This is a genomic window from Streptomyces sp. DH41 (assembly GCF_029813785.1).
Taxonomy (GTDB): domain Bacteria; phylum Actinomycetota; class Actinomycetes; order Streptomycetales; family Streptomycetaceae; genus Streptomyces.
In genome coordinates this window covers 143275-156590 of sequence record NZ_JARVKY010000008.1, presented here as the reverse complement: position 1 = coordinate 156590, position 13316 = coordinate 143275, and the positions used below count along the sequence as shown (strand labels likewise).

General features: G+C 66.1%; 10 protein-coding genes and 1 pseudogene. 9 read left to right on the top strand and 2 right to left on the bottom strand.

Going from position 1 to position 13316, the window contains the following annotated elements; all coding sequences use genetic code 11:
- Positions 1–105 precede the first annotated feature (105 nt).
- From QC283_RS15860 to QC283_RS15830, 7 genes are all read left to right on the top strand, one after another.
- Positions 106–1491 (top strand): site-specific integrase, encoded by a 1386-nt coding sequence (locus QC283_RS15860; protein WP_279562147.1) that lies wholly within the window; start codon positions 106–108, stop codon positions 1489–1491.
- Positions 1491–3269 (top strand): hypothetical protein, encoded by a 1779-nt coding sequence (locus QC283_RS15855; RefSeq protein WP_279562146.1) that lies wholly within the window; start codon positions 1491–1493, stop codon positions 3267–3269. Before QC283_RS15860 ends, QC283_RS15855 begins: the two co-directional genes overlap by 1 nt.
- Before the next feature lie 57 nt (positions 3270–3326).
- Complete coding sequence (locus QC283_RS15850; protein ID WP_279562145.1) at positions 3327–4034, top strand: hypothetical protein; 708 nt, start codon at positions 3327–3329, stop codon at positions 4032–4034.
- Positions 4035–4040: 6 nt separating this feature from the next.
- Positions 4041–6059: a primary-amine oxidase gene (locus QC283_RS15845; RefSeq protein ID WP_279562144.1), complete on the top strand. Its 2019-nt coding sequence runs from the start codon at positions 4041–4043 to the stop codon at positions 6057–6059.
- A gap of 10 nt (positions 6060–6069) precedes the next feature.
- On the top strand, positions 6070–6984 hold the full coding sequence (locus QC283_RS15840) for an LLM class flavin-dependent oxidoreductase (protein WP_279562143.1): 915 nt from the start codon (positions 6070–6072) through the stop codon (positions 6982–6984).
- 113 nt (positions 6985–7097) lie between these two features.
- Positions 7098–8243 carry a GNAT family N-acetyltransferase gene (locus QC283_RS15835; RefSeq protein WP_279562142.1) on the top strand — a complete coding sequence of 382 codons (1146 nt, stop codon included), beginning with the start codon at positions 7098–7100 and terminating at the stop codon, positions 8241–8243.
- Between the two features lie 35 nt (positions 8244–8278).
- On the top strand, positions 8279–9088 hold the full coding sequence (locus tag QC283_RS15830; protein ID WP_279562141.1) for an alpha/beta fold hydrolase: 810 nt from the start codon (positions 8279–8281) through the stop codon (positions 9086–9088).
- Here the strand turns inward: QC283_RS15830 and QC283_RS15825 are convergent.
- On the bottom strand, positions 9026–10318 hold the full coding sequence (locus tag QC283_RS15825) for an MFS transporter (RefSeq protein WP_269959785.1): 1293 nt from the start codon (positions 10316–10318) through the stop codon (positions 9026–9028). The two genes, QC283_RS15830 and QC283_RS15825, sit on opposite strands and share 63 nt — an antisense overlap.
- A 56-nt stretch (positions 10319–10374) precedes the next feature.
- Between QC283_RS15825 and QC283_RS15820 the strand changes: the two genes are divergently transcribed.
- Together QC283_RS15820 and QC283_RS15815 are read left to right on the top strand one after the other, a co-directional pair.
- The gene (locus tag QC283_RS15820; protein ID WP_210964592.1) at positions 10375–10983 is read left to right on the top strand and encodes a CGNR zinc finger domain-containing protein; all 609 of its coding nucleotides are present in this window, start codon (positions 10375–10377) and stop codon (positions 10981–10983) included.
- Between the two features lie 525 nt (positions 10984–11508).
- Positions 11509–11724: pseudogene (locus QC283_RS15815) on the top strand (DUF5655 domain-containing protein); the annotation flags it as partial.
- Positions 11725–11902: 178 nt separating this feature from the next.
- Here the strand turns inward: QC283_RS15815 and QC283_RS15810 are convergent.
- The gene (locus tag QC283_RS15810; protein ID WP_279562140.1) at positions 11903–13267 is read right to left on the bottom strand and encodes a DUF317 domain-containing protein; all 1365 of its coding nucleotides are present in this window, start codon (positions 13265–13267) and stop codon (positions 11903–11905) included.
- Between the last annotated feature and the right edge of the window lie 49 nt (positions 13268–13316).

Sequence of the window (13316 nt, the reverse complement as noted above, 5' to 3'; positions counted from 1 at the left end):
TCAGCTGGGTTGCATTGGTACTCATCGGCCATGCACCAATCGACGTACTCATCAGCGGGCTGGGAGTCCTGGGGACTTGCGTTCAGGCCGGCGATCCCGGAGGGGATGCCGTTGCTGTTCGACGACGACCTTCTCTTCGAAGACAGCAACGGCGTCCGTCCCACTACCGTGATCAACTGCTGGGCCTGCGAGCTGCCAGCGAATGGATGCCCATCGCCAAATTCGTGGCCCTACTACGTGCGTACGGTGCGTGAGTGGCTGGAGTTCATATCCGAGCACGGAGTCGCCCTGTTCGACACGCGGCGTCGTCTGAAGGCGGTGTTGGGCGCGTACTCCGTCTATCGAGCGCAGGGACCCATCAAGCATCGCTTCGAGGCGTCCACGTGGAACCAGAACATGGGGATTCTGGCGGGGTTCTACAAGTGGGCGAAGGATGAGGAGTACGCAGACTCCGAGCCGTTCACGTACCGGCAGGCGGTCTGGGCCTTCAAGGGGCAAGTCCGTCGCGGGCGGGTCAACCAGTCACGGCGGCGCCAGGCCAAGCCTCATGTGACGATCAAGTATCTCGACGACGACTTCACGGACATCTTTCTCAAGGCGTTGGCGGGGTTGGATCCTGACGGGGAGCGCGATATGCGCTACCGAGGACGGGAGTTGGCCCGGAACTCGGCGGTCGGCCGGATGATCGTCGCCAGCGGACTACGCAGCCAGGAGTACACGTACCTGCTGGTCTGCGAGGTACCCCTGCTTCCCTCGCGGCGGACTGCGGTGCCGGTCTCCTTCCCGGTCCCTTCCGGGGTCACCAAGGGAAGCAAGTACCGCGAATCGTGGATCGATTACGACTCGCTGGCTGAGCTGCACTCATACATCGCCCTCGACCGGGCAGCGGCGACGTTCGGATCGTCGTGGCGCCCGCCAGCCCGCTGGGGAGAGCCGCTGTTCGTGACGGACGCCGACCAGCGGGGCGGACGCGTCAACGGGGTTCGTGTGCAATGGAGTTCGCTCGGCCCTGACGAGCGGCGGCGTCTGGTCGCCCCGGAGGGGGGTTCGATGCTGCTGTCGGTGTGGGGCCAGGGACGTCCGTTCACCGGATGGGCCACGGTCTTCGCCAGGACCTCCGATCGCATCCGCGAGCGTTACGAGCCGCGTTTCCCGCACGTCAATCCGCACCGGCTGCGTCACACCATGGCGATGGCGACCATGGCGCGGCTGATGCGCGGCTGGTACGAGCAGGCTGCTCGGCAGGTCCGCGACACCGATGACGATGCCGCCCTGGCGCACTATCTGCGGACCCAGGAACCGCTGCTGATTCTGCGGGATCTGCTCGGACATACCAGTTCCCTGACCACGGAAGCGTACCTCCACCGCTTGGACGTGCTCCGCCTGTTCACATCCCTGTATCGGCGGGTCGGCAGGGAGTACGGTCTGCTAGACGGGGAGGCCGAGCTGGAGCTCGAGACTGAGTTCGACGACGAACCGGCGGTGGTCTGATGCCGGCCACCGTCACCCCTGACCCGCTGGGGGTGCACTGCATCTTCAGCGACGGATCGGAGTACCGCCGCCGCCTGCGCGTGCAGCGGCCAGTGGAGCTCCCGGGGCTGGCACGCACTCTGCTGGAAGGCGCTACGGATCTTGTCCATCCGCACGGGCAGGTCGACAGTGCGGGAGGCTTCGAGCTCTACCTCACGGCCGTCCGCGGCTTTACCGACTGGCTGGTCGAGTTCGGGTTCTCCGGCGGTGTCTCCGACCTGACGCGCGCGCTCCTCGCCCGGTACTGGCGGCAAGGGGTGCGTTCCTCCCAGGAGAGCGCGCTGCGGGCGATGTTGCGTTGCGCGGATGACCAGGCCCAGATTTTGGCGCCGGATGTGCGCGCGTTCGTCGATGGCCGGCTGTTCAACACGGGCGAGCGGTACGGCTCGCACCAGCCGTACAGCGAGGCCGAATGGGCTCGGCTCATCCGTACCTGCCGGGACGAGGTCAATGGCGCCTTCCGCGCGTTCTGCGCGGCCCGTGAGCAGGCTTCGTCAGCTGACGGTCCAGGGGCTTCGCTCCGCGAGCGCACTGCCCATCACTGGCTGGTGCTTCACGACGGGCCCAACCCGCTCGTCAGCGAGATGGCAGACTGCGGCTCCTCCCCCTTCCGGCAGAGATACGGGGTCGGTCTTCGCGCGGTGCTGGATCCGCTGATCCCGACCCTGGATGTGGTCATCGCCTATCAGCTGCTGTTCGGCGCCTACACCGGGGTCGTGCCGGACGGGATCGCGGAACTGGGACTTACCGACATCGAGTGGGCGGGTGACGAGAAGATCCTCCTCAGCTACGTCAAGGGCCGCACGGCGGCGGAGAGCCTTGCTCTGTCACGTCGGGCCACTCGCCTGCTGGAACAGTGGCTCGATCACTCGTCGGTGGCCCGCCGCTTCGCGCCCGAGGAACTGCGCTCCGAACTCTGGGTGCGTTTCACGCCGAGCGGCACATGGTCGGGGGAGCGATGGCTGGCCAAGCCGGCGACGCGCCTGTCCATATGCGCCTGGGTGGAGCGGCGCCAAGCCGTCGACGAGGACGGGCGTCCCACGCAGATGACTGGTGACGACGGTCTGCCCCTGGCCCTTCACCTGCACCGCATCCGCACTACCCACGATGCGCTGAAAGACCGGACGCACTGGCGCGGCAGCCGCCGGTCCACGCTGGATCCGAACCGGTCCCCCGGCGTCGAGGGGGACCACTACCTGACGAACACGACGCCGGCTCAGCGCGAAGCGGCGGAGGACATCATCGCCCAGGCGCAGCAGGACCTCGTCCGCCGGGCGATGCCGCCCCTGGTGCTGGCCGCCGCTGAAGTGGCCGACCTGGTGGAGAACTATCCCGAGCACATGAAGCGGCTCGGCCTGGATGACAACGCCTTGGCGCAGCTCCTGTCCGGGGAACGCGACGTATTCACCGCGGCATGTGGAGATCAGCTGTCGGGGCTCCACGGGCCGAAGGGCAAGCCCTGTCCGGCACGCCCGTGGGTGTGCCTGCTGTGCCCGCTGGCCTTGTTCGCCCCCCGCCATCTGCCGAGCCTGCTGCGACTACGGGCGTTCTTCTCCCGCCAGTGGCAGCAGATGACCACTGCCGAGTTCATCTCCGTCTTCGGCCCGTTCGCCCACCGTCTCGACGAGATCCTGACCCCCGACCGGTACTTCTCCGAGCACGCGCTACGGATAGCCGCTGCCGAGGTTACCGACTCCGACGCCGAGCTTCCCCTGCGACCTGAGGAGCACACCGTATGACCACCCTGCACCGGCCCACCAGCCTCGCGGCTGCCTTTTCACCTTCCGTCTTTCGAGGTGAAGACGTGTGCGCCGCGGCCGGTCCCAGTCCACGGCTCGGGCCCACATCCTCACTTCGACGACGCAATCTGGGACTTCACCGGCGTCATCGGGATGCCGCGGTACCTTGCACGCTACGCGCGGATCCTGTCCTTCACCGAGATCCTCAATCCCCAGTGGAGGGACCTCGCGAAGGAGTTCATCTTCGCGAGGCTCGCACCGGACCACCCAGCAGTACGGGAACTTGCCCACGCCTTCCGAATACCCGTGCAGATAGCCACAGTGCACGGGCGGCTGACCATGCTGACGGGCTGGCTCAACTGGCTCACCGAACAGGGCGTGGACAATCTCACGGAGGTAACGCAGCAGCACTGTGCTGCCTACCTGGAACTTCGCAAGAAGGTACGGGACAAGCACGGCGTCGTGATCCGCGACAGCAGCCCCGGCTACCGGATGCACCTGGTGGCGGTCATCCAGGAACTTGGCGGGTTGCAGGGCCTGCCACGGCTCGCCGATCCGCCGTCCCAGGACCTCGATGTCGTGCAGAAATCCGTAGGACATCTCGGGCCACACCCAGATAGCTTGCTGGTCAACCTAGTTTCAGCCACCATCCGTATACGGCCAAGAGTAGCCTTCTTCGCTGTGTCCAGAATTGAACTGCCCACCAGGCTTGCGATGACGTATACGCGAGCCGCGTCCAGCCGGACGCGCCCGAACCTGGAGTAGTCATACGTGTTGACTGATTCGACGCCCCCAACGTCCGAACCGTCTAACCAGCAGGTCTCCCACCCTCTGGATCCGGTCACGGCGGCGGAGATCACAGCCGCCCGGGATGTCCTGGTCGATGCCGGCAAAGTCAGCGAGACCACCCGCTTCACCGTCATGCAGCTTCGGGAGCCGCCCAAGTCGGACGTGCTCTCCCATCTTCCCGGCGACCCGGTAGAGCGCACTATCGACGCGGTTTTGATCGACACGGCCACCGGCTCCGTGCACGAGGCAGTCGTCTCGGTAACACAACGGGAGTTGCTCTCCTGGACGCCCGTCGACACTGCGCATCATCCCTACGGGCAGCCGCCCCTGGTCATGGAAGAGGGGCAAACAGTCACGGACGCCGTCAGGTCCGACCCCCGCTGGAAGGCCGCCATGGCGTCCCGCGGAATTCATGACACCGACCTGTGCGTGATCCTGTGCTTACCACCGGGCAACTTCGGCCATGCCGGCGAGACGGGACGCCGGGTACTGCGCGCTTTGACCTTCTGGCGCGAGCACGAGCAGGACAGCCCCTGGGCACATCCTGTCGAAGGACTCGTCGCCAGCGTCGATCTCGTGGAGCGGCGCGTCATCGAGCTCTATGACTACGGCAGCGCACCGTTGCCGCGGGAGCATGGCAACTTCCGTGAAGGTGACTGGGGCCCGCCGCGAACAACCCTCAAACCGTTGGAGATCACACAACCAGAGGGACCGAGCTTCCAGGTCGACGGCCGCTGCGTGTCATGGCAGAACTGGCACTTCCGGGTCGGTTTTGACCAGCGTGAAGGGCTGGTGCTCCACCAACTCACCTACCGAGAGGGTGAGCGAGACCGGCCCATCATCTACCGGGCCTCCATGGCCGAGTTGGCCGTCCCCTACGCCGATCCGCACCCAGCTCGGTACTGGGTCACCTACTTCGACGAGGGTGAGGACCTTCTGGGGCGGGTCGCCACCTCACTGGCGCTCGGCTGCGACTGTCTCGGTGTCATCCACTACTTCGACGCCGTGATGTCGGATGACTACGGACGTCCCTACACCGCCCCGAACGTTGTGTGCATGCACGAAGAAGACTATGGCGTCCTCTGGAAGCACACCGACTACTTCACCGGGGTCAGCGAGACACGGCGCTCACGACGGCTCGTCCTGTCAACGTTCACGGCGATCGGCAACTACGACTACGGCTTCTTCTGGTATCTCTACCAGGACGGCACCATCCAGTTCGAAGCCAAGCTCACCGGCATTCTCTTCGCAAATGCACAACACGAAGGAACAAACAACCCGCACGCCACTCCCGTGGCGCCGGGCGTCGTTGCCCCCTACCACCAGCACCTGTTCAACATGCGCTTGGACATGATGGTCGACGGTGTGCGCAACACCGTCGAGGAAGTGGATGTCGTGCCCCTCCCCATGGGTGAGGGAAATCCACACGGGAACGCCTTCACCACTGCCAGTACGGTCCTGCGACGCGAGTCCGAGGGGGCCCGTATGGCTGAGGCATCCGTGTCGCGCATCTGGAAGGTGATCAACTCCGACTCCCGTAACAGACTGGGCCAGCCTGTCGCCTACAAACTGGTGCCGAATCAAGTACCGGTACTGCTCGCCCAACCGGACTCCCCACTCGCCCGACGCGCCGCCTTCGCGACCAAGCACCTGTGGGTCACCAAGTACGACCCGGCAGAACGCTACGCCGCAGGCGACTACCCCAACCAGCACGCCGGAGGGTCTGGTCTGCCGGCATGGCAGGCTAAAGATCGGTCGTTGGCCGACGAAGACGTAGTGCTCTGGCACACATTCGGCACCACACACATACCCCGCCCCGAAGAATGGCCGGTCATGCCAGTGGAGTACACCGGCTTCACTCTCAAACCCGTTGGGTTCTTCGACCGGAACCCAAGCCTCGACCTGCCACGCTCACCACGTCCCGAGGAAGGCGGCGGGTCCTGCCACGCACAACCTGGGCTCCCAGTGACTCCCGACGAAGCTCACCATCCGACCGGCTGAGGAGGTAGGCGTGAAGTACGGCATCTATGTACCCAACTGCTGGAACTATGGCTCGGTCGCCGCCCTCACCCGCCTCGCCCAACACGCCGAGCAAGCAGGATGGGAAGGCTTCTTCATCTGGGACCATCTCTTCGTCGCAGACGACATCCCGGTAGTGGACCCCCAGATCGCACTGGCCTCGATCGCGGCAGCGACCGCACCGGACGGCCTCCGGCATATCGGCGCGCTCGTCACACCTCTGGCGCGCCGCCGCCCCTGGAAGGTCGCCCGGGAGACAGCCGCCCTCCAAGAATTGTCCCAGGGGCGGCTCGTCGTCGGCGTGGGACTCGGCAGGCCACCCGAGTACGACTTCTCCACCTGGGAGCTATCCACGTCGGCCGAACGTGCCGCAGCACTCGACGACGGTCTGGAACTCCTGAAGCTGTTCTGGGAAGGCAAGCCCGTGCAGTGGAGAAAACCGACCGAGGGGCAGCCAGCCTCCCTTCACGCGCGAGAAGTTGACGCTCCCGCCTTCCTCCCTGCGCCCCTACCCACGCCGCCCATCTGGGTAGCGGGCGCCATCCAGTACGACGATCCCGACGCGGAGCGGGCCGCCACCGGACCATCCGCCGGCGGCGGTGGCCGCAGGTCGGCGGAACGAAGCGTACGGCAGCCACGGCGCCCCTTCCGACGAGCCGCCAGCCACGATGGTCTGTTCCCTGTGCGGATGCCCTGGGACAACGCCCATCCCCTCAGTCCTGAGGACTTGTCCCGGGCCATTCGGCTCACCTTCCCGTCCCAGCCGTCTCCCCCCGGCTACGACATTGTGGTGACGGGGCGTACCAAGGGGCCCGACGCCCCCGTCCCACAAGGTGACTTGGATGACTACGAGGAGAGGGGGCGCGACCTGGTGGTTGGAGGCGATGCCCGACCTCGCCACGCTTGATGAGGCGCAAGCCATAGTCGCCGCGGGACCGCCCAAACACTAGTCCGGCGACCCCCTGTCAGACGTGGGCGCTGCACAGACCAAGTGAACAGCCGATGATCCCGGGAGTAAGAGTGAGCAATATCCAGCTTCTTTCCCTGGCCGAAGCGCAGCAGTCACAGGACTGGGCCGGACTGTGCGGCTCGGCGGACCTCTTCGCCCATCCCACATGGCTGGCGATCGAGCGCACAGGATCCGGTCCATGGGTCCCCGCTGGAAACGGCTGCCTCGCACTGACAGAAGGCGGGCGCATAATCGCGGGGATGACTCTGCAGCAGTTCGACATGACGGTCGACGACGTCATCGTGCGAGCGGACAGGATGATGCACTCGCATGCAGCGTGGAGCGATCTGACCCAGAAAGAGCTCGAGGACACCCTGCTGCCGTCACTGATGTGCGGCGGCTGGTTCAACTCCCGGATTCTGGACCTACCCGGCACGCCGCGCGAAGAGGCCCAGACAGCTCGGCGAGCGCTCATCGCCGAGAGTATCGCTGTGGGACGCGACTGGGGCAGCGCTACCATCGTCTACCCCTACCTTGATGCCACTCGGACGGAGCTGCGCGCCGACCTTCGCGATGCTGGGTTCGTGGAGATACCGGCACCGAACCGGCATGTGTTCCACAGCGACTACCCCAGCTATGACGAGTACTTCGACCACGTCCTGAGAAAGAAGACGAGGAACCAGATACGCCGAGAGCTCAAACGGTTCAACGAGGCGGGTGTGAAGACCGCGCACGAACTCATGGACGACTCCAACGTTGAGAAGCTGGCACAGCTCGCGCACAACCTCGAGCTCAAGTACGGCCAGAAGTCCACCTTCGAGCAGATGGCCGGGTGGTTCTCCGTCATCGCCGCGAACACACGAACCTCCGTCTTCACAGCCGAGCTCGACAGTCGGCTCTTCGCCATGAGCATGTGGGTGCACTACGAAGGCCGCATGTACGGATTTCACTGCGGCTTCGACTATGGGGTAGGCGAAAGGCTGCACACATACTCGGTAGTCGTCTACCGCCTGCCCATCGCCTTCGCCTGCTCAGACCCCGACACGCAGCACCTGGAATACGGAGTGGGCGGCGACCATGCCAAGCTCACCCGGGGTACAGAGGCAATTCCGCAGGTGCTAAGCGTCAAGCCGCTCACTGCCAAGGCGGAAGCTGTCGTCGCGCGTCTGCAAGACGTACCCGATGGCCACGCCGGCCCCGTGGGCACGTGGGTGTGACGCACGTGCATGTACGCGCAAATCCCCAGACGCCCATGGGCGCCCCCGCACCGCGGAACAGGCTGCTCGCTCACGGCGACAGCGGGCCGAGCACGGGCAGCCCCATCACCGTCTTGCTGGTGCACGGATGGTCATGCTCACGACGCCAGTGGAAACATCAACTGCCGTTGCTGTCCCGGTGCTACCGCACCATAGACCTAGATTTGCCGGGGCACGGGGACAGCCCTGCGGATCTGCTGGCCGAGCCTCCGACTGTCGAGGCGCTGGCTGGCTCCGTCGTCACGCTGATGAAGACCCGCGTGCCGAGCGGGCCCATCGTGGTCGTTGGGCATTCGCTCGGTGCCGCGGTGGCCATCGAAGTCGCGCGTCAACAGCCAGGGCGTGTCGCACACGTCATCTCTCTTGACGGGCTTGTCCACTTAGGGGTGTACGAGAAGCAGGATGAAGCCGCAGTAGCCAAGCTCTTGGAACCGCTGGTCGAAGACTTCAGACGCTGCGGGGACTTCGGCGCCGCAGCAGTGCGCATGCTCGACGGCTTCATCTCCGCCCGTGACCGCCTGCCCCGTGACGAGCTGGCTGCCACGTGTTCGGCTCTCGACGCCCGTTTCGGTTTGGACCTATACCGCTCGATTCTCTCGTGGGACATGCGGGAGGCCCTGGCGCACACGGCGGTTCCGGTGACTGCCATGTGCGCTGCCGCTACCCTGTCGCCGCAAGTGCGTCGTCGCTATGGCACCCGGCTCAGCCTCGTACCTGTCGCAGGCGTTGGCCACTTCCTGCATCTAGAAGCTCCCGAGGTCGTCACCCCGCTCATCCGAGGATTGATCGACACGCTCGCCCGATAGGACGCCCGCTCTCTGCTCCTGCGGCGATGCTGTGCCTTTCGGCCGCCGTGTTCCTTGCCCGCGACTGGCCGCTGTGAAGATTACGAAGGTCACCGCGGCAAGGATCTCGAAGCCAGCGGCCACGATGAGCGAGCCGGAGAGGGACCAGGTGGCGATCGGCCCGCCGATACCCGCCCCGACGGCATAGCCAGTGATCTTCAGACTCGCGCCCGTGGTGAAGATCTGGCCGCGCAGCCGCTCCGGCGCCTCGCGGTGACGCACTGCGAACAGTGCGGTCAACTGCGGCCCCGCTCCCGCTCCGGCGAGCACCATCGCCAAAAAGAGGGGCACTGGCGAAACCGTGGCAGCGAGAAGAAGCGCGGCAGCGAGCACCAGTGTGCTGCCAAGCACGGCGGTATCAGGACGCAGCGAGTCAGGGCGCTTCGCTACCAGGGCGTTCGCGGCAAGAGAGGCGGCAGCAAGAGCAGCCAGAAGGAAAGTACCGGAGTTCGTCGTGCCCAGCGCTTTCTCACCAAGGAGAGGACTGCACGTGACGAGCATGCCGACACCGATGTACGAGATCACGGATGTGACCGTGGCGCGGGCCAGGAGCCTGGCGCGCACGATGGCAATGAAGCCGGAGGCCAAGTCAGTGACAACCGATGTCTCCGGGCCCTGACGGGACGCCGCAGGGTTCTTGGGTAGCGTCCACGCGGCCGGCAGCGCGAGTACGATCAGCGCGACAGCCGCAACGACGCCAGCATGGGCACCAGCAAGGATGGCGATCGCTCCGGCGAGGGCCGGGCCCGCCAAGCTCGCAAGGTTGTATGTCATGGCGTCGAGCGCGTTGGCCCGCGGCAGCCTCTCGGACTCCACCAGCAGGGGAAGCTGCGAGGTCCACCCGCCAGCCAGGGCGGGACCGAGGAGCCCGCCGAACACGGCGGTCGCGATGACCACAGGCAGCGGAAGGTGCCCCAAACTCAGCAAGATCACTAAAAGAACTGCAGAGTAGACGGCCAGGGCCCCGGTCAGCAGCCGCCCTGGCGTTGCCGACCTGTCGAGCATGGCTCCGAAGACGGGTCCGCCGACCGCCGCCGAAATCATGATCCCTGACAGGAGCGCCGACCCCACCGAGGCAGAGTTGGTGACTGCTATGCCCACCAGGAGCAGAGCCGGACCCGACATCTCATCGCCGGTGCGCGCAGCTGCGGCCCCGGCAATGTAGAGCGGCAGTCTGTAACGTGTCGACATAGATTTTACGTTACACGGTAACGCTGGATCTTCCCATAGGCGTTACGCTGTCCACCGTGCCTCCGAAGAAGCAGCTCCAAGACAGGCCCGAGGACGGCGGGGACGCCAGGGGCGACTGGTACACCCGCCACTCCGTCTTGCAGACCGCTCAGCGTGCCGCTGCACTCGTCAATGTCCTGGCTGCAGAGAAGTCCACGCCGGAGGATGTCGCGGCTGTACTGCGCGAACACGGCGAGGCCGACCCGCTGGAAGTGTCACGCGAGGACGTGAAGCAGATGCGCGTCGTTGCTGGTTCCTTGCGGGACGTATTCACCACCCCCGATGTAGCGGAGGCTGCGACCCGCCTGAACCGGCTCCTAGCGGAGGGATCCGGCCCGGCACGTCTCACCTCGCATGGTGGACGCACTCCGTGGCACATCCATCTCGACGGCGACGACGAGGCGCCGTGGTCGGAGTGGTTCCTTGCCTCCTCCTGTATGGCTATGGCCGTCCTCATCTGGGACCGTCAGCGTCCCCCCGGTGGCGTGTGCGCATCCTCGCGCTGCACCAACGTTTTTGTCGCAGGCGGCAGTGGAGCACCTCGCCGGTACTGTTCAGGTCGCTGTGCGACACGGGAGCGCGTCGCAAGCCACCGCCGCTCCCGGCCCGCCTCGGCGAGAAGCTGAGACCCCGGCACGCGAATGCCCCATAGTGTCCAACGGCCGTCTGGATACCCAGGTGGGCGGCAAGCTCGGCATGGCCGCCGTCATCCAAAGCATCACGCTTGGTCGTGACTCCGACTGCTGATCCAAGTGCCGGTGGCGGCCACCGCCCCCAACCAACGCTGCCGAGACAGGTTCCGATCGCGGCGGCGAAAGCCTCTGGAGGCACCGGCCGCATCTGCCTACGAAGTTGACGGTCCTCGTACCTGGATGCAGAGCAGTTCCGGCATCCGCGGCACACTTCACGTATGGCAGGTCAACAGGCAGCGTCCAAATCAACCGCTTGGATGCCTACCGCTCGTAGAGTGTCACCTGCGCATGGAGTTCAGCCCCCGCCTCGTGTCCGCCTACTGGATGTGACATCCGACACAGGCGGTGTCCAGGAAAGAGACACCTGGGCCCGCCGTAACGCGACACCCGTCGGAAGCTCGACCCTGGCCTAAAACGACACGACCTGCGGGGGACACCGTCTCTGCTGAAACAAACCTGTTGCGCAACTTTGCCTGCCTGTGCCCGCCGCAGCGCAGCAAGCTGCTGGTCTACCTGAAGGTCGACCCGAAGAACGTCGATCTTGTTCCGGGCTTCACCCGGGACGTGTCCGGTCTTGGTCACCACGGCACGGGTGATCTGGAGGTCCAGCTCCGTACGCTGAGGGACGTGGAGCGGGCGCAGGACTTGTTCCGGGCGAGCTACGCGGCGGCGTGATCGCCCGGCGCTCCCGGCCTCGTGACGGGCTGCGCTACGTGTCGTGTCTGCGGTCGTGGGAGGAGCCTCTCGACGTGCGGGCAGGGCGTGGCGGTGGACTATCTATGGTGCGCGGGATCGCCGGTTTGGCCAACCGGCGATCCCGCGCTATGTTGCCCCGCTCGTGCGGGGGCGATGATCAGCGTGAACGGCTGGCGGGTCGGCCGGCCGTGACCGCCGGAGCCGCCGGTGCACTGGCTGCGAGGCGGGTCCTGTGCTCGCGGCCCGGCTGGGGCTGGCGCGTGCCGGTCTCGTGGGCGAGAGTTTCGGAGAGGTCGGCCAGTAGCGAACTCGGGGTGTGCGGGGACGCGGTGATGGCCCAGGTGGGCCGGTCCGGTTCGGGGCCGGCCCAGATGGTCCAGGTGGCTGGGTTCTGGGGGGCCTGCGCGGTCAGTGGGTCAAACCGGACGCCTGCCTGCCCGTCGGGGGACGTCCACCGGATCCCGTGCCCTGTCAGGGTGTGCTTCCACCCGGCCTCAGTGAGCGGCTGCGTGGCTGTGGTGACCGTCCTCTCGCCCACTGGGACGCCGATGACCGTGTCCCAGCCGTCGCCGTCGGCGAGGTGGTTCAGCAGATTCTGCAGTACTGGGGCGGGGGTGGCGCTGGTCGCGGTGAGGTGCCACATGCGGTCGGAGACAGGCGTTTCGTAGGCGGCTACGATCCAGGCGGTCTCGCGGGCCTGGGTTTCGTGGACGCGTTCGATGCGCAGGGTCTGCGATTCGTGGATGGCGTGGGTCGTTTCATCGGACCAGGTGCGCCACTTTTCGAACTCGCCGTGCGTGTCGAGGAAGGTGCCGAGGAGCGCGTCGTGGTCGCCGGCATCGGCCAGGTAGATGGGGACCGCCTCCGGCTCCGGGCGGGACGGTTTGAGCTTGGCTGTGGTGACGTCGAAGACGGAACGCGCTGCGGTGGCGGCGCGTTCGGTGTCGGTCAGGGGCGCTGGGCCGGGGCGCATTTCGGCCGCGTGGGCGTTCTCGAAGGCCACCAGTGCTTCCGCGGGTGAGTCGAAGGTGTCGGCGATCTGACGCAGATGGTCCTCGCCGTGGAGGTAGACGGACTTGCCGCCCTGGTGGAGGTATGTGCCGACCGCGACGGTGGTGTGGCCGTCGTGGGCGTGGGCGTGAATCAGGAGGTGGCCGTTGCGGATGTCGTCGTGGATCTTCTGCGCCTGGTCGGAGACCTCGCGGATCTCGTTGCGGGTGCACCAGGGCATTGGGTAGTTCGGCCAGGTCCATTCCTCGTCGATGGCCTCCTGGAGGCGCGGGGTGATCTCGACGGTGATGTTTTCGGCGGTCAGGTGCTGGGCGGCGTCGGCGGCCCAGTAGGGCTCCTCGTGATCGATGCGGGCCAGGACCAGGACGTTTGTGGCGGCGGCACTCCAGTCGGCAGCCTCCAGAGCCGTGGATGCGGCGCGGGCCTGGGTGCCGGTCAGGTGGGCTTGCACGGCGCTCGGGTGAGTGGGGTGGGTGTCGAGGCGGACATGGGCGTCGATGGAGGCAGTCACGTGAGGGTCTCATCCGTTCTGCCGGTGGCCGGACCCGCGGGCCCGGCCA

Excerpts from the sequence above, each read along its gene's own strand:
- QC283_RS15860 (WP_279562147.1), top strand. The coding sequence starts at position 106 with ATGCCGTTGCTGTTCGACGACGACCTTCTCTTCGAAGACAGCAACGGC.
- QC283_RS15855 (WP_279562146.1), top strand. The coding sequence starts at position 1,491 with ATGCCGGCCACCGTCACCCCTGACCCGCTGGGGGTGCACTGCATCTTC.
- QC283_RS15830 (WP_279562141.1), top strand. The coding sequence starts at position 8,279 with ATGGGCGCCCCCGCACCGCGGAACAGGCTGCTCGCTCACGGCGACAGC.
- QC283_RS15825 (WP_269959785.1), bottom strand. The coding sequence starts at position 10,318 with ATGTCGACACGTTACAGACTGCCGCTCTACATTGCCGGGGCCGCAGCT.